This window comes from Rhodococcus sp. KRD197, from assembly GCF_017168235.1.
Lineage (GTDB): Bacteria > Actinomycetota > Actinomycetes > Mycobacteriales > Mycobacteriaceae > Rhodococcoides.
Window position 1 is genome coordinate 43452 of sequence record NZ_JABFAO010000003.1, and the last position, 15834, is coordinate 59285.

Below are 15834 nucleotides of genomic sequence, written 5' to 3' on the forward strand. Positions count from 1 at the left end.
AAGCCCCTCCGCGAGAGACCGATCAGCCGAGGCCGAGCGCTTCCGCAGCCTTGGGATCGCTGTCTTCCAGGAGGTCGAGGCATCGGGCGTACTCGTCGTTCTCCCCGATGTCCCGCGCGGCTTTGGCGAGGACGGCGACGCAGCGGAGGAATCCTCGGTTGGGCTCATGGCTGTACGGGACCGGCCCGAATCCCTTCCATCCATTGCGACGCAGCTGATCGAGTCCCCGGTGGTATCCGGTCCGGGCGTACGCGTACGCCGTGATTGTCCGACCGGCCTCGAGCGCCGCCTCTGCCAAGTACGCCCAGGCAATGGACGCAGTCGGGTAGTCCGCAGCCACCGCTGCTGGATCCTTGTGATCCAGCAGCGCGGACTCCGCTTCCTCGTCACCGGGCAGCAGCGTCGGCTGTGGTCCGAGCAGGTCTCCGAAAGATGTCATGTCGACCATTGTGCCCCGTCGCCCGCGCGCCGCGACACCGACGCACGGGTGCGACGAGAGACCTCGGTCCTGCCGTTAGGCTCGGTGCTTCGCAGAGCTGTACCAGGACGTCTCGTCCAGTTGGGAGCACAAGGGTGTCGGATAAGCAGGACAAGCCGGACTCGGCGTCGAAACAGCCTGTCAGCGGGGCGAAGCCGAAGCAGCCCGTCGGCCCCCAGCGCATTCCGGCGCGAGGCGAGGCAGCTCGTTCGCAGTCTGCCTCCTCAGCAGCGTCACCGCAGCGGGTCGGCGCTCCCGAGCAGGGGAAGGTCAGCCGTCGTTGGCTCGGCGGGGTTCTCGCCGCTCTGATGGTTTTCGCTGCCGTGGGTGTCGCAGGCTTGGTCTATCTTTCCGGCGACCGCGCCGAGGACACGACGCAGGATCAGATCAGGACGTCGATAGAGTCCTTCACCGAGGCGCTGAGCTCAGGGGATCTGGAGACGTTGCGTACGTCTTCGTGCGGGGATCTCCAAACCTATTACCGGGAAATTTCCGACGCCGATTTCGCGGAGGTCCATCGCGCTGCGGTTGAGCAGGGAAACATCCCGATCGTCGAGGCAGTGGAAGCCGTGCAGATCAATGGCGAGAGCGCAATCGCCCAGGTTGAGGCGTATACCGAGGCGAATCCAGGCGAGAAGTCGCCGCGCACCTTCGACCTGCGGTTGGTCGATGAGGAGTGGAAGGTCTGTTGAGGCGGCTCCGCCGCATGTGAGTGAAAATACATAGCCCGCTATGTATTTCCACTCACATGCGCGTAGCGCCTAACCTGCGGAAACGCTGCGTCCAGCCGACTTCAGGTCGTTGCATGCCTCGATGACACGCGCCGTCATCCCGGCCTCGGCCTTCTTGAGGTAGCTGCGGGGGTCGTAGGCCTTCTTGTTGCCCACCTCGCCGTCGATCTTGAGCACGCCGTCGTAGTTGCTGAAGAAGTGCCCGGCGATCGGCCGACTGAATGCGTACTGGGTGTCGGTGTCGACATTCATCTTCACAGTGCCGTACTCGAGCGCTTCTTCGATCTCGCTCTTCGCCGAGCCCGATCCGCCGTGGAAGACGAAGTCGAACGGCTTGGATCCGGCAGCAAGCCCGAGCTTCTCGCTGGCGACCTTCTGGCCGTCGGCGAGCACGGACGGCTTGAGCTTGACGTTGCCCGGCTTGTAGACGCCGTGCACATTGCCGAACGTGGCCGCGAGCAGGTAACGCGACCCGGCATCGCCTGCACCCAGGGCCTCGACGGTCTTGAGGAAGTCCTCGTTGGAGGTGTAGAGCTTGTCGTTGATCTCCGCCTCGACACCGTCCTCCTCGCCGCCGACGACACCGATCTCGATCTCGAGGATGATCCGAGCCGCTGCAGCCTTGGCCAGCAGGTCCTTGGCGATCTCGAGGTTCTCGTCGATCGGTACCGCAGAGCCGTCCCACATGTGCGACTGGAAAAGCGGATTCTGGCCTGCATCGACGCGGGCCTGCGAGATCGCGAGAAGCGGACGTACATAGGTGTCCAGCTTGTCCTTGGGGCAATGGTCGGTGTGCAGGGCGATCGTGACGTCGTACTCGGCGGCGACGACGTGTGCGAACTCGGCCAGCGCCACCGCACCCGTCACCATGCTCTTGATGCCCAGACCGGAGCCGAACTCGGCACCGCCGGTCGAGAACTGAATGATGCCGTCACTCTTCGCGTCGGCGAAGCCCTTGATGGCGGCGTTGATGGACTCCGAGCCAACGCAGTTGATAGCAGGGAACGCGAATTTGTGTTCCTTGGCCCGGCCAAGCATCTCGGCGTAGACCTCGGGAGTTGCGATCGGCACGGCGGCATTCCTCCATCTGAAGCGTTTGTTTGTCCAGAGCAGTATGGCAAGCCATCGCGCTACGTGTCGCCGGTACCCGTGGGGTTCCCCGTCCCCCAATTGCGACAGACTGTGACAAATCGGCCATTCGCTCGCCCCAGTTTGGACGTCTCCTGTTCGGGTTGTCCCAGGATTGGGCGGTAGTGTGGGCGCCGTGAGTCTCCTTGCCGCATCCGACCCCGTGACGACAAACCTGGCTTTGCTGCCCGGGTTTCTCGATCCGGTGAACTTGCTCAACTCGTTCGGCACCTGGGTGCTGGTCGGGCTGCTGCTGGTTGTCTTCATCGAGTCGGGGCTGCTCTTTCCACTTCTCCCGGGCGACTCACTACTGTTCACGGCCGGCCTCATCGCAGCCTCCAAGTCTGAAGAGATTCCGCCGTTCGCGCCCATCGGCGTGCTACTGATCACGATTCCGATAGCGGCGATCCTCGGTGATCAGGTCGGGTATTTCATCGGCACCAAGGGCGGCGCCGCCCTCTTCAAGTCGAACGATGCACGCTTCTTCAAGAAGAAATACATAGACGAATCCCACGCCTTCTTCGAAAAGCACGGCCCGATCACGATCGTGCTGGCGAGATTCGTGCCCATAGTTCGTACCTTCGCACCCGTCGTCGCTGGCGCATCGAAGATGAAGTACTCGATCTTCCTCACCTACAATGTCGTCGGTGGAGTCCTCTGGGGAGCGGGCGTGACGATGCTGGGCTACATGCTCGGCCAGATTCAATTCATCCGCGACAACGTCGACTACATCTTCATCGGCATCGTTCTGCTGTCGGTGCTTCCTATCGCCGTCGAGGTGGGAAAACGCATGATCAAAGCCCGCACGACTCCGCTGTCGGAGGCGACTGACGCCATCGACGCACAGCAGGATCAAACCCCCTGATTCCCGAGAGTCGGCAACAGTGATTCATTCGATGGGCCAATTCGGGCCCTTTCAGACCGCTGGACCATTGGTTGTGTGGCTCGTGGTGGTCACGTTCGTCTTCATCGAATGCGCCGTCATCATCGGTCTTTTCCTGCCAGGCGACTCCATGCTGCTCACCGCGGGGATCGTCATGGCCACGCACTCGTCGGGCACCGGCCACATCTGGGCGCTGTCGGTAGGGGCAATGGTTGCGGCAATTGCGGGCAATCAGGTCGGCTACGTCATCGGGCAACGCACAGGGTCGACCCTCATTGCGCGCAAGAACGGCAAGTATCTCAACACCGCGAATCTGCACAAGGTGAATGTGCTGCTCGAGAAGTACGGTTTCTGGGCCGTGTTGGTGGCGCGCTGGATTCCGTGGGTACGCACGCTGTGCCCACTCGTTGCGGGCGCCGCGAAGATGAACCACCGCCGCTACACCATCGCCAGCACACTCGGTGCCGTCATCTGGGCGCCGGTGCTGCTGCTGGCCGGGTTTTACTTCGGCAGCTTCCTCGAGAGGGTGCCGTGGCTGCTACCGGCAGTCCTCGTCGCGATGGTGGTGCTCCTCGTCGGCGGTACGGGCGCCGGAATCTGGCAGTACCGCAAAGAAATGGCCAGACCTGTCGAGGTCATCGAGGTCGAGGAAGTCCTCGAATAGCCCTACCTCGATCTCGCGTTCGATACGGACCAGGCAGCCTCCATCAGCATCCAGCCACCGAGCTGCACCGATAGGTCCCGCTCGGGTACTGCCGAGGACCGAACGGTGCCACCGCTGAAGGCGGCGACACTGTGGCTCGGACCGGGTAGACGTGCCTGCGACTCCCACGCTGCACCGAATAGTGGATGATCCTCCACTTCGAGGCGGTTGTGCCAAGCTGCTCCGGCGGACGCGAGAACGATCGACGCAGCCATCTCGCGCGCCTCGCGGTCCTCGTCGGAGTCGCCGGGGAGAGTCGTTGCCACCAACGCCAGATAGCGGGCAAGAATGCCATTGAACAGACCACCGTCACCGCCGCCTCCCCCGACGACGACGAGGTCGCGGGTCAAGCGTGCCTCGACGGTGGCGACGAGCGCGTGGACCCGTTTGTTGTGCCGCACGTCGCCGAGGTGCACCGCGAGTTCGGTCTCGAGGCCCAGAACGACACCCTGGCAGTAGGTGTACACGGCGCGATCGAGCACCCCTGAGCGTCCCCGGATGCCGTCGAGAATCAACCCGCTTCCAGGATCCGCGAGTGTCGAGTCGATCCAGTCGGCCATGGCCTGCGCACGCCAGAGACGTCCGGTGCGGGCGAGCAGGATCGCAGCCGGACCGTTGGCGGGAGCATTGAAGAAGTCATCGCCCTTGCGCCATGGAATTCCGCCGCCCGCCTTGGGCACCCAGGCATCGACCAGCTCGGTCTCGATGCTTTGGAGAGCGTTTCGGTGATCGAGTGAATGGAGGCGTTGCGCACGTTCGAGCGCCAGTCCGAGCCAGGCCATGTCGTCGTAATAGTTGTTGGTCCACCCAGTGATGTTCCGAATGCGATGCGAGCGTGAAATCTTGGCCAGTCTCCGTCGCCGCTTCGCGGTCGGTTCACGTTCGGCGGCGTCGACGGCGCAGTCGAGGAGATGGGCTTGCCACCAGTAGTGCCACCGGAAAAACAACCGTTCACGACGCACCGGCGGCCACGCCACAACGCCGAGGGCGGTGCCGGGAAGGCCAACCAAGCGGCGCACATGACGGGCCATGACAGCTCCCTCCGCAGCATCCGCTCGCTGCGCCCACACCTGAGACATGTCTTCAGATACTGCCATCTCGCTCCGACACCTCTTGCCGTCAGTTCCAGGCCTGGGAGATGTCTGCATGGCGACGAACCCACGAGTGCATGGCGATTCCCGCGGCCACCCCCGCATTGATGCTCCGGGTCGAGCCGAATTGCGCGATGGACACAGTCATCGACGCGCCCGCCCGCGCGGCCTCGGTGACTCCCGGTCCCTCCTGCCCGAACAGCAGCAGGCAGCGCCGCGGCAGCACGGCGGTCTCGATGGGGACCGACCCGGGCGTGTTGTCGACGGCGACGACCGTCAAGTTCTCGCTGCTCGCGTAGTCGAGGAGGTCGGCGACGGATTCGTGATGGTGAATGTGCTGGTACCGATCGGTCACCATCGCGCCTCGGCGGTTCCATCTCTTTCGCCCGACGATGTGAACTGCCTGCGCGGCAAAGGCGTTGGCCGTGCGGACAACGGTGCCGATGTTGGCGTCGTTGGCGAAGTTCTCGATCGCCACGTGCAACGGATGGCGGCGGGTATCGATGTCTGCAACGATCGCTTCCCTGGTCCAGTACCGATAGGCGTCCACCACATTGCGACGGTCTCCGCCGTCGAGCAGCTCGGGATCGTACTGCGGTCCGGTCGGTCGTGGCGCGTCGAACATCTCACTCCACGGGCCGACGCCGTTTGGATTCTCACCCCACTCCGTCGGACCCGCAGCGCTATCGGCCTCGTCGCTCAAAATGTCTCGTTGCTGTCCGGGGCGATCCGGAAACCGTGGCCGGTCGAGTCGTTGGCGCAGGCTATTCCGTCGGGTGTCGATTTGCACGTGTAACCGTCGGCCTGAATCTGCTGGCCCACCCCGAGCGGAGGATCGATGGTGTCGCCGCCGGAGGTGTACACCGCACCTCCGGCGCACATGAACTGCGCGGCATCGTTGTTGGTGACGCGGATGCCGTTGCCCCAGTTGATCATGCACTCCTCTGGGCGCGGCGGCACCGGCGTCGTGACTCCCTGGCACCCAGCCTCGGTTCGGCTGGCCAGCGTCACGATCCCACATTGGAATCGTCCGTCGGGCGAACTGAAGTAGTGCGCGGCGTCCAGCGCGGCATATGTGGTCTGCGGCGCCGGGACGACCTCGGGTTCGGTCGCCTGCGGCAGGGGCGGCGGCACGTCCTCGGTGGTGAGAACTGGCGCCGGTATCGACGGCGGCGGCGCAAGGGTAGTCGTCGTCATGCTGGTGGTCGACTGCGGCGCGGCAGCGGCGGCGGAGACATTCGCCCCCGACTCACCCCCGCAGCCCGCGAGGAGAGCCACCGCCGCCACCGCCGACGCCACCAGCACAACATTGTTCGACTTCACATTCACGAACCCGACCCCCACTTCCGATGACGCGTATCACCGAGCGACCCTACCGGCGATCCACCGCATCCGGCGTCGGGCGGGCTTCTAGTTGTGGCTGAGGCGCCGGTTGACCTCGCGGGTGAGCCATGCGGGGGAGAATCTCGATCCCAACGACAGCGCCTTCGACTGCAGACCGACCGGGAAGTGCACCTTGTGCAGCACCCGCTTCGACGGCCTGGTGGCTTTGAAGATGGCCTCGGAAACGTCGTCAGCGGTGAGCCGGATGCCGAGGGAGTTGGTGGTGCCCGTGGACACGCCCTCGGTCATCGCGGTTTGCACGAAGAGCGGCCACATGGCCTTGACCGAGATGTCGTGCTCGGCCCACTCGAGGTCGAGGGCCTCGGTGACTCCGCGCACTGCGAACTTGGTCGCGCCGTAGGTGACGAGCTCGGGTTGGCCGTAGATCGCCGACGCCGAACACAGATTGATCACCTGGGCTCCGCTGGTGGCCTTGAGGTAGGGGAACGCGGCCAGAGTGCCGTAGACGACGCCGTTGAAGTTGATGTCGATCTGAAGCTTGTGCACCTCGAGCGGCATCTCTTCGAAACGACCCGCACGTAGGATTCCGGCGTTATTGACCAGTACGTCGAGTCGACCGCCGGCCTCGGCGTCGAACTCCTCGAGACGTTGCTTCCACTGTTGCGGATCGGTGACGTCGAGGACTCCGGTGACGACACGTCCACCGGCGGCGGTGATCGCCTTGCTCAACGATGCGAGTCCGGTCTCGTCGATATCGTATGCACCGACGAGGTAACCCGACCGAGCAAATTTCAGGGCAGTTGATCGTCCGATCCCGGCTGCGGCGCCGGTGATGAACACAGTAGGTGAGGACACCACGACAGGATAGGCGTTACGGCGGATATCGGTAAGTACCCGCATCACATTTGGGTCTACTCTGGACACGCATCGAGGAGATACCGGGTGAACCACAATCGAACTGTTCGTGCAGTTGCTGTCGTCACGGTCGCCTACATCGTCGTGTTGGCGATCTGGATCGGCTGGCTCCGCGACCGCACGCCGCCAGGCACACTGCCCTATCAGCTTGCGGCGCTTGTGGCCGGCTTCGGTTGCGCGCTGGGCTTGGCGATGATGTTCGCCGGTCGGGGCACCGCCGAGCAACGCCGACTCGAGGCCCACGGTGTCGAAGGATGGGCGACGATCGAGGATGCCCGGCGGATCGATGCGAACTCGACCGAGCTGCATCTGCAGTTCACCATTCCGGGTGCGGAATCCTTTGCGGGTCGCATCGTCTACACGATTCCCCCATCGGAGTCCGCGCGGTTCGCCACCGGCTCCATCGTTCCGGTTCTGGTCGACCCCGCGGACCACCACCGCGTCCTACTGCTCCCGAGACAGACCTTCGACGAGAAGTAGCTGCGCTCCGGCGTAGGTCGCCAATATCGCTCCCTCCGCATAGCGCCGGGGTGCATCCGCGTGCAGGAACAGTCTTCGCCACACGATCAACCCATCGGAGACGGTGAAGAGAATCCCGCCCAGCGCCAACCTGCGTCGAGTTCCGCGATCAGGTGCCGCAGCCGGAGCCGCCGCGAGCGTGGCCATCGTGGCAAGCGTGAGCCCGTATCCCGCCAGGCCGGGGGCAACAGCCGCGGAACGACGCGCCAGCAGCGTCGCGGCCACCGCCCATCCCCCATACCGGGGGACCGCCTCGATAACGGTCGGTCTCGCGCCACGCGAGATCAGCATCGAGCTGTAGCAACCCTGCATGATGGCGAACGCGGCGGCCCCGCGCAGGATCCGACGGTCGTCGTCCGGATCGATCAGCAGCACATCGCCGATCGTCGCCGCGGCGAGCGCGGTACCGAGGGTAGGTGTCATCCGCGGCACACCTGCGGCGAGGGCGGGGACCATCAGCGGCTTGGCCAGACGGTGCATTCTGTCGGCTCCGGTCACGGCGCCAACGACGGTGACGGCGACAGCGGCAGTGAACGTCAGGCGGGACCAGTTCGAACGCTTCATTCACATCTCCTCGGGGTGAACCTGGCGAGCGAGTGTGATGCTCGCCCGTTCTCCTTGAAGTGGACCCCGCACCTTGTCATCGTGGAAGGATAGACACTGGAGACGACAGGTTGGGACCGCCATGCGCCGGAAGCACACAGACCACTCCGGGTCGTCCGACGTCGATGCCCAACGTAGCCGCAATCCTCTGCTTCGTCGGTCGGACAGGATCCAGTCGAGGGTGCGCGCGATGACCTTCACGCTCCTGGCGCTCATGCTTCCGCTGTCGGTGTGGCTCGCGGCGTCCACCATGTCCGCCCAACAGGATCGCGTCGCGGAACAGCAACTCTCGCGACACTCTGTCACCGCAGTCACAACCACCGAGGCGCGGGCCGATGCCGCAGCCGCGCCGACCGAGTTCGGGGCGCAGACCGTCGCGTCGGTCGACGCCACCTGGACCTTCCGAGGTGACCACGACGGGCAGGTCACCGCCGAAGTCGGCACGCCCGCCGGGACCGAAATCGCGATCTGGGTCGACGACAGCGGTGAGCGTTCACTACCGCCGATCACGAGCACCGACGTGCTCGTCGCCACGACCTTCATCGGTTTCGGCAGCTTTTTCGCCGTCGGCACCCTCTTGATGGGAACGTACGCAGCCGTGAGATTCCGACTCGATGCCGAACGCGAAGCCGAGTGGGACCGGGCGATCAAGAACTTCTTGGACGAGAACAGCCTGAGCTGACGTCCGTGGGGTTGTCCCACTTGTCACAGATGCCACATATGCAACATCAGTAACAGTTGCATAAATGTTTGCTGTGCAAAACATGAGAGACCTATCGGTCCGTTATGGTCCTGGAAGCACAAGTACGTGTGCCTCACTAAGTGCATTTCCGGATCGGGACGGAGGTGTCGGCGGCTTCGGCCGCCACCGACCGAAGGGCCAAAAGTTCCATGTCACAGAAGTCGATAGCCAGATCTCGCCGGACTCGTCTGGCTGCAGCCGGTGCCGCGATCGCGCTCTCCGTCGCGGTCGCAGGACCCGGTACCGCTCTGGCGCAAGACAACGAAGCACCGTCCGGTACCTCTGTCGAGCAACAACCGGCGACCGAGTCCACCGCCCCGAGCGACGGCCCCGCCGAGAACGGTGAAGGACCCACCGGCGACGGCGCAGGCGTCGAGGCCGGTGGCGCGATCGGCGCCGAGGGCGAGATAACCGCACCCAACCCGATGGTGACCGAGGGCGGCGAAGCTGCCATTCCGGCCCGGGCCTTATCGTCGGCAGCGTCAGAGGTGTATAAGAGGCAGCTCTCCCCCAGGTGACCGGCGGGGTCGTCGTCAACGCCGACGGCAGTGTGACGGTCAACCTCGACATCGTCCCGCAGCTCTCCGACGCTGAGAAGCAGGAACTCGTCGACGCCGAGTCGGCAACGAAGGCGGCTGCAGAGGAAGCGTCGGCAGCGCAGGCACGCTACGACGAAGCGGTAGCCAAGGCCGCCGAATCCGACGACGCTGCGGACGCCGCCGAGGTCGAAGCGGCAGCGGCAACGCTCGAGGCAAGCAAGGCGAAGCAGGCCGCGGAGACGGCGAAGGTCGACAGCCTCGCCGCTGCCGGGCTGGCTACCGAAGCAAAGGCGGTGGCTGCCGCCGCCGACGAGGCAGCCACCGCAGCCCAGGCTGAAGCCGAGGCTGCCGCAGCGGCAGCGGCCACCGCCGACGAGAACGCAACCCAGCTCGAAGCCGAGGCTCAGGCCAGCGGTTCCCCCGAGGCCGTCACGGCAGCCACGCAAGCGCGCGCCGACGCTACAGCGAAGGCCGAGATAGCGGCAACAGCCCAGGCTGATTCCGACGCCGCGGCACAGGCAGCGAGGGAAGCCGCCGACGCACTGCCCGCTGCATTCGAAACACTCAACGCCGCGAAGATCAACAAGGCGGTTCGCGCCGCCGCTGCAACTGCAGCACGTGCACTGTCGGCCTTCGTCGAGGCACAGACCTCCGCGCGGATCGCCGCAACCGCCGAGGCCACGGCCGGCGAGCTCGAGGCTGCCGCAGCCTCGTCCACCGAAGCGGCAATAGCCGCGACCGCCGCTGCCGAGGAGGCTCGTACCGCAGCAGATGCTGCCGCCACCGAGGCAGCCGAGAAGGCAACGGCAGCAACCGAATCCACTGCTGCTGCGACGGCAGCCGGAGCGGAAGCGACACAGGCACAAGCGGATGCGGACGCCGCGGCAACAGCAGCCGTCGACGCCCAGACTGCCGCCGACTCAGCAGCAGCACGAGCCGAGGAACTGACCGCGGCTGCGGACGTGGCTCGGACCGAGGCCGACGCCGCAACAGTGACTGCCGACGGAGCCAAAGCCAGCGCCGACGCCGCACAGGCCGACGCCGACGCAGCAGCTGGAGCCGAGCAAGAACTGAAGGACAACGCGGCCGAGCTGGCCGCGAGCGGACCGAAGTTCTCGCTCACCATCAATCTCGGTGAGGCCGTTCGCGAGGACGTCGACGTCACCGAGGTCGACGCCAACAACGTCGTCGTGGACGAGACCGGCGTGCAGTTGGTGGGCGTTTCCAACGAGGACGGTTCGTTCACCGTGGTGGACTACTTCACCCAGAACGACGACGGAGTCACCGTCAATGCAGGTGAGCTACCGGCCGTCGATCTCGCGCTGGGAGACTCGGCGACATCGGCAGCGGCCGACAGCGGGTCGAGCAACCTGCCCGTGATCCTGCTGGGCGTTGGGGTCGTCGGCGCTGCCGCCGTGGGCACCACGGTGTACCTGCGCCGTCGCAACTCGACAGATGCATCGGCATAGGTTTGCCGTTGCTCTGACGACGGTCCTGCTGGTATCGGGTTGTGCGAGCGAGGAACCTACACCGGCACCACCGGACCGCTCGGCGGTGGAATCACGGATCTCCGTGGCCCCACCGCCGGACGTCGTCGTCACTGCGGCGCAACCGAACTGGATAGAGCTCCGGGCCGCGGACGGAGTGACGTACATGAGCAGCACGATCAACCCCAACGGTCTCTTCCGCGGCGGTGCGAGCGGCCAGGTGCTCGATCCGGTCGACGAGCGGCCCGCATGGTGGGCCGAGAGCGGTCTCCCCGGAACCGATGCGCAGCAGACTGTGGTGGTCGTGGGACACAACTACTCGCAGCGGGAAGCCCCTTTTCGCGCCCTCGGTGTCACTCAGCCCGGCGACGTGGTCGTACTCGACACCGCCAACGGAATTCTCACCTACATAGTCGAGTCCGTCGGCCCGCTCCCCAAGGGGTCGCTACTGGGCGAGAACGAGCTACGACGAGCGGTGCCCGGCAGGCTCATTCTCGCCAACTGCGACGTCCGGGACGGCGAGCCGACCGAGAACAACTTCATCGTCGTCGCGCAATTGCAGTAGGCGCTTCGCGCATGTGCGCGGAAATACATAGCCCTCGGGCTGTTCCGTTTTGCAGCGATCCGGTTCTGAGGACCGCTAACTAACGGTCTCAGATCGACGGAGACGGTCTGAGGGTTCAAATCACTCTCCGCCGATCGGCCAACAATCGCGATCTTTCGGCCCGATTGTCATTTTGAAACAGCCCGCCCTCTATGTATTTCCGCGCACATGCGAAGTCGCCTAGAGCCCCAGGTCGGTCAGGCCGAGAAGTGAGCGGTACTCGAGGCCTTCGGCGCCGATGACGTCGTCGGCGCCGGTGGCTCGGTCGACAACCGTCGCCACGCCAACGACTGTGGCCCCGGCTTCACGGAGCGCGGCGACAGCGGTGAGCGGTGAGTTGCCAGTGGTGGTGGTGTCCTCGACCACGAGAACCCGCTTGCCGACGATGTCCGGCCCTTCGATCTGCCGCTGCATCCCGTGTGCCTTCGCGGCCTTGCGCACGACGAACGCATCGATCGGCCGTCCCGGCGCATGCATGATCGCCATGGCCACGGGGTCCGCGCCCATCGTCAGTCCCCCGACAGAGGCGAAGTCCCAATCGGCGACCAGGTCGCGCATCAGGGAGCCGATCAACGCTCCGGCACGGTGGTGCAGCGTCGCTCGACGCAAGTCGACGTAGTAATCGGCTTCCTTACCCGACGACAACGTCACCCTGCCGTGTACGACGGCGAGTTCACGAACCAGCTCGGCCAGTTCGGCGCGCTGGGCACTGTCGGCCATTGCGGTTCCCTTCGGTCGATTGCGCCCATGAATCTACCGACCGGAATCTACCGACCGCGTTTCGGTCGATCTATGCCGGCACATCCTGCGGTTGCGTGTTCGCGACGAGGGGGATGTGCTCGACGAAGGGATCGGGTGCGGTGACCTTCATGGCCTTGGCTACCAGCTTGGTGGGAAACGTGCTCCGAAGCGAGGCCAACCGGTACGCGTTGTCGTTGTACACGCGAACCGCTCCGGCAATGCGCTGCTCGGTTGTGCCGAGCTCGCCCGCCGGGCCCTGAATGGCCCAGTTCGACTTCAGGTTCGGACGGGTGTCGGCTTCCGACAGCACCGCGTGCACCGCCGCCGACAGTGCATTCTCCGCCGCTGCCTGCACCGGCAGACCGAGTTCGCGCTCACGTACGGCCTTGGACCAGGACCGGGCGCCGACGAGTTGGCGTACGAGCTCGGAGTTCAGACCCGATGGCTCCACCGCAGCGATGAGCGGCTCGAGCTGGACGAACCGCCGCTCCAACTCCACGGTGAGCAGCGTCAAGCTGGCCGCCGTGCTCGCCCTGTACCGGCGTACGCGTCGTTCGACACTCGCGGCAAAGCCGAGAATTACAACCACTACCAGGATCGCGGCGATCACGAAAACAGTCACAAGGTTTGAATTTAGTGGTTGGTCCGCACCTACTGCAGGAGGCTCGCCCGAGCAGGTACGAGTTCGACGGCGAAATCAGGTGCGGCCGCGGCCCCGACCGACGACGTTGGTCAGCTTGCGCGTCAGACTCTTGGGCACCTTGGTACCGAGTGCGGTAAGCACCTTGTACTGAACACCGGGCACGCTGATGACCTTGCCCTTGCCCAGATCCCGCATCGATTCGCGCACGACCCGCTCGACGCTCAGCCACATGAATCGGGGAATGCTCGACATTTCGATACCCGCACGCTGGTGAAATTCCGTCCGTACGAAGCCCGGGCACAACGCCTGCACCTGAACTCCAGTACCCGCGAGCCCCCCGGACAGTCCTTCGGAGAACGAGATCACGTAGGCCTTCGACGCCGAGTACGTGGACCCGCGACCGGACAGGAGGCCGGCGACGCTCGCCACGTTGATCACCGTGCCCTTCGCGGCTGCGATCATCGACGGGAGCGCCGCGCGGGTCAGCTGCATCACCGCAGTCACGTTCACATCCAGCTGAGACTGAAGCAGCTCGGGGTCGGCCGTCCAGAACTCCCCCGAGGTACCGAATCCCGCGTTGTTGACCAGGATCTCCACTCCCGCGCCCAGGCGTTCGGCCACCGCGTCGCGGCCCTGCTGTGTCGCAAGGTCGACTGCCATGGTCTCGGAGTCGGCTCCGAATCTGGTCTTCAAGTCGTCGGCGAGCGCCCGCAACTTCAACTCGTTGCGTGCCACCAGAACCAGGTCGTAGCCACGGGCAGCGAGGTGCGTGGCGAATCCGGCACCCAAGCCGGAGGTGGGGCCTGTGACGAGAGCAACCGGGCGGACGGTGACGGGGGACGTTGGTTGGATCGGTTCGGCGGTCATGAAAACGAGGCTATAGGGCCTCTGGAGAAAACTGCAGGCTCCACGCTCGTCCTGCCGCGAACACGATCAGTATTCGGTCTCGGATCGCGCGGCCGGCGTTTCTGGACGACGCCGCTGCGCCGACGGCTCGGTACGGGCGACGACAGTCGATTCGAGCGCCGGCGGCAGCACGTGCAGCATCCCGGACAAGCGAGCGACGGCGTCGATGGCGGCATCCCAGTCGCGGCCGGTACTGCCTAGCGGTAGCGCGCCCAGCGTCCAGTCGTTTTCGCTCCACAGCAGCGTCAGATTAGAGGGCGCCGATTCCGTGAACGCAGCCATACGCTGGTCGCAGACGCGCCTGGCGACGTCGACATCGGTGGCGAAGACGACCCGCGGGCCGATGGACCCGATGAGTTCCATATCGTTCTCGCGCGGCGGCGGCGTCGACTTGGGTCGCAGTTCGATATCGACATCGGAGCCCACCGGCCGTTGCACGGCGACTATCGTCGCTATCTCTTCGACGTCGAAAAGCACGAACTTCTCGCCGCGCCGCACGCCACGCACCAGGTCGATTGCGGTGGTGTGTTCGGGCTTGGCGAGCAGAGAGCGCCGAAACTGCAATACGAACTTTTCGTCCAGCGGGGTGTACGTGTAACCCTGCGCCTTCGACCACATCTGGCGGACCCGGCCGAGCTGGTCCCGCCGCGACCGATCGACGTAGAGAAGGGCGACCGCACCCACGAGGGCGATCGCTGCAAGTCCGAACCACATAGCCGTCATCGTGGACCAGCTTATAGCGTCAGGAGTGGAGCCCGCGGAACGACCCGAGGGGGTCAGGAGTGGAGCCCGCGGAACGACCCGAGGGGGTCAGGAGTGGAGCCCTATCCGCCGAGATCCGGGGTTTCGATGATGAGATCCGCGGTGATAGTGCCGTCCTCCATCGGGGTGCCGTTGACGACCACAAGCGAGCCCACGGTCAACGAGGATGCGTCGAATCCGGAGAGGGACAGCACCGTCGTTTGGGGCGTGACGAGGATGGTGACGGGTGCTCCGTCGATACCGTCGAGCAACAGCGTCGAGCCGTCGATGGCAGTGACGGTGCCGATGGCGGCTCCGGCGTCACCCAGTATCTCGGGTATTCCACCGGGCACCAGACCGCCCGGACCCGGGTCGGGCACCAGCGGTGCCTGACTCGGGGAAAGGGTGGGTAGCGGTACGAAACTCGTGGATGGTGCTCGGCTCGTGTTCGGTGCAGCGGTCGTGTTGGTCTCCGACCTCTGATTGGTCAGGACCAGAACGCCGGCGAGAACGATCACGGCGAGCGCGGCGAGGGCGACCATCGCCGGAATCCACTTCCTCGGCCCATTGCCGCCGGCGCCGGACGCGGCTATCGGCTGCTCACCCGTGTACGGCGGCGGGCCGTAGCCCTGGCCGGTCGCATAACCCTGGCCGGTCGCATAGCCCTGGCCGGTGGGATAGCCCTGGCCGGTGGGATAGCCCTGACCTGCCGCGAACTGCTCGTTTGCCGCGTATCGCTGGTCTGGGTCGTACGGAGGTAGCGCTTGCGTGGGATTCGGTTGTTGGGCGTACGGCTGCTGCTGTGGATAGCCGTACTGCTGAGTGGGGTACTGCTGGGTCGGCTGGTCCGGGTACGGCTGTGAATCCGGGTACGGCTGCGAATCCGGGTATTGCTGCCATGCCTCGGTGGGCTGGTCGTCCTCCGGCCGCGTGGGTGGCGGATCCGCAGTGCCGTCTTCCCACGGGTTGTCCGACGGCCTATCACGCGGATCATCCGGATGCGTCATGTATTCGAGGGTACGTAAGCAGCTCGGGT

At 65.0% G+C, this 15834-nt stretch carries 20 protein-coding genes; 8 read left to right on the forward strand and 12 right to left on the reverse strand.

Features of this window, described 5'->3' with window-relative positions; all coding sequences use genetic code 11:
- Window positions 1–22 precede the first annotated feature (22 nt).
- Window positions 23–439, reverse strand: coding sequence for a DUF3151 domain-containing protein (locus J1M86_RS05910; RefSeq protein WP_075838420.1), 417 nt, complete (start codon window positions 437–439; stop codon window positions 23–25).
- A gap of 134 nt (window positions 440–573) precedes the next feature.
- On the opposite strand from J1M86_RS05910, the gene J1M86_RS05915 reads away from it, so the two are divergent.
- Window positions 574–1170 carry a hypothetical protein gene (locus J1M86_RS05915; RefSeq protein ID WP_230555051.1) on the forward strand — a complete coding sequence of 199 codons (597 nt, stop codon included), beginning with the start codon at window positions 574–576 and terminating at the stop codon, window positions 1168–1170.
- A gap of 69 nt (window positions 1171–1239) precedes the next feature.
- On the opposite strand, the gene fbaA is transcribed toward J1M86_RS05915, so the two are convergent.
- A complete protein-coding gene (gene fbaA / locus J1M86_RS05920; RefSeq protein ID WP_206509200.1) occupies window positions 1240–2280 on the reverse strand; it encodes a class II fructose-bisphosphate aldolase in 1041 nt (346 codons plus the stop codon).
- A 193-nt stretch (window positions 2281–2473) separates the two neighbouring features.
- Here fbaA and J1M86_RS05925 point away from each other — a divergent pair, with 193 nt between their 5' ends.
- Window positions 2474–3202 (forward strand): VTT domain-containing protein, encoded by a 729-nt coding sequence (locus J1M86_RS05925; RefSeq protein ID WP_075838421.1) that lies wholly within the window; start codon window positions 2474–2476, stop codon window positions 3200–3202.
- 31 nt (window positions 3203–3233) lie between these two features.
- Window positions 3234–3884, forward strand: a complete 651-nt coding sequence (locus J1M86_RS05930) for a DedA family protein (protein ID WP_075838422.1) — start codon at window positions 3234–3236, stop codon at window positions 3882–3884.
- A 2-nt stretch (window positions 3885–3886) separates the two neighbouring features.
- Here the strand turns inward: J1M86_RS05930 and J1M86_RS05935 are convergent, their stop codons facing one another.
- The 4 genes from J1M86_RS05935 to J1M86_RS05950 all read right to left on the reverse strand — a co-directional run bounded on the left by J1M86_RS05935 (window position 3887) and on the right by J1M86_RS05950 (window position 7258).
- Entirely contained in the window at window positions 3887–5002 is a 1116-nt protein-coding gene (locus J1M86_RS05935) for a glycoside hydrolase family 76 protein (RefSeq protein ID WP_075838385.1), read from the reverse strand.
- 40 nt (window positions 5003–5042) lie between these two features.
- The gene (locus J1M86_RS05940; RefSeq protein WP_075838423.1) at window positions 5043–5720 is read right to left on the reverse strand and encodes an RNA methyltransferase; all 678 of its coding nucleotides are present in this window, start codon (window positions 5718–5720) and stop codon (window positions 5043–5045) included.
- Window positions 5714–6343, reverse strand: coding sequence for a DUF6636 domain-containing protein (locus J1M86_RS05945; RefSeq protein ID WP_206509201.1), 630 nt, complete (start codon window positions 6341–6343; stop codon window positions 5714–5716). The genes J1M86_RS05940 and J1M86_RS05945 overlap by 7 nt, the downstream gene beginning before the upstream one ends.
- A gap of 81 nt (window positions 6344–6424) precedes the next feature.
- On the reverse strand, window positions 6425–7258 hold the full coding sequence (locus J1M86_RS05950) for an SDR family oxidoreductase (protein ID WP_206509221.1): 834 nt from the start codon (window positions 7256–7258) through the stop codon (window positions 6425–6427).
- A gap of 42 nt (window positions 7259–7300) precedes the next feature.
- On the opposite strand from J1M86_RS05950, the gene J1M86_RS05955 reads away from it, so the two are divergent.
- Window positions 7301–7753 carry a hypothetical protein gene (locus J1M86_RS05955; RefSeq protein ID WP_075838389.1) on the forward strand — a complete coding sequence of 151 codons (453 nt, stop codon included), beginning with the start codon at window positions 7301–7303 and terminating at the stop codon, window positions 7751–7753.
- On the opposite strand, the gene J1M86_RS05960 is transcribed toward J1M86_RS05955, so the two are convergent.
- Complete coding sequence (locus J1M86_RS05960; RefSeq protein ID WP_206509202.1) at window positions 7718–8356, reverse strand: lysoplasmalogenase; 639 nt, start codon at window positions 8354–8356, stop codon at window positions 7718–7720. The two genes, J1M86_RS05955 and J1M86_RS05960, sit on opposite strands and share 36 nt — an antisense overlap.
- A gap of 229 nt (window positions 8357–8585) precedes the next feature.
- On the opposite strand from J1M86_RS05960, the gene J1M86_RS05965 reads away from it, so the two are divergent.
- The 4 genes from J1M86_RS05965 (at window position 8586) to J1M86_RS05975 (ending at window position 11728) form a co-directional block, all read left to right on the forward strand.
- Complete coding sequence (locus tag J1M86_RS05965) at window positions 8586–9077, forward strand: hypothetical protein (protein WP_241259689.1); 492 nt, start codon at window positions 8586–8588, stop codon at window positions 9075–9077.
- A 209-nt stretch (window positions 9078–9286) separates the two neighbouring features.
- Window positions 9287–9655: a hypothetical protein gene (locus tag J1M86_RS26235; RefSeq protein WP_241259690.1), complete on the forward strand. Its 369-nt coding sequence runs from the start codon at window positions 9287–9289 to the stop codon at window positions 9653–9655.
- A complete protein-coding gene (locus J1M86_RS05970) occupies window positions 9652–11145 on the forward strand; it encodes a hypothetical protein (protein WP_241259691.1) in 1494 nt (497 codons plus the stop codon). Before J1M86_RS26235 ends, J1M86_RS05970 begins: the two co-directional genes overlap by 4 nt.
- An 85-nt stretch (window positions 11146–11230) precedes the next feature.
- Window positions 11231–11728: a class F sortase gene (locus tag J1M86_RS05975; protein WP_300465787.1), complete on the forward strand. Its 498-nt coding sequence runs from the start codon at window positions 11231–11233 to the stop codon at window positions 11726–11728.
- 219 nt (window positions 11729–11947) lie between these two features.
- Here the strand turns inward: J1M86_RS05975 and pyrE are convergent, their stop codons facing one another.
- The 5 genes from pyrE to J1M86_RS06000 all read right to left on the reverse strand — a co-directional run bounded on the left by pyrE (window position 11948) and on the right by J1M86_RS06000 (window position 15805).
- Window positions 11948–12487 carry an orotate phosphoribosyltransferase gene (gene pyrE, locus J1M86_RS05980; RefSeq protein ID WP_075838393.1) on the reverse strand — a complete coding sequence of 180 codons (540 nt, stop codon included), beginning with the start codon at window positions 12485–12487 and terminating at the stop codon, window positions 11948–11950.
- 70 nt (window positions 12488–12557) lie between these two features.
- Window positions 12558–13130: a LemA family protein gene (locus J1M86_RS05985; RefSeq protein ID WP_206509205.1), complete on the reverse strand. Its 573-nt coding sequence runs from the start codon at window positions 13128–13130 to the stop codon at window positions 12558–12560.
- A gap of 75 nt (window positions 13131–13205) precedes the next feature.
- On the reverse strand, window positions 13206–14018 hold the full coding sequence (locus J1M86_RS05990; RefSeq protein ID WP_206509206.1) for an SDR family oxidoreductase: 813 nt from the start codon (window positions 14016–14018) through the stop codon (window positions 13206–13208).
- Between the two features lie 66 nt (window positions 14019–14084).
- Window positions 14085–14771: a hypothetical protein gene (locus J1M86_RS05995; RefSeq protein WP_241259706.1), complete on the reverse strand. Its 687-nt coding sequence runs from the start codon at window positions 14769–14771 to the stop codon at window positions 14085–14087.
- A 110-nt stretch (window positions 14772–14881) separates the two neighbouring features.
- The gene (locus J1M86_RS06000; protein WP_206509207.1) at window positions 14882–15805 is read right to left on the reverse strand and encodes a DUF5666 domain-containing protein; all 924 of its coding nucleotides are present in this window, start codon (window positions 15803–15805) and stop codon (window positions 14882–14884) included.
- Window positions 15806–15834 lie beyond the last annotated feature (29 nt).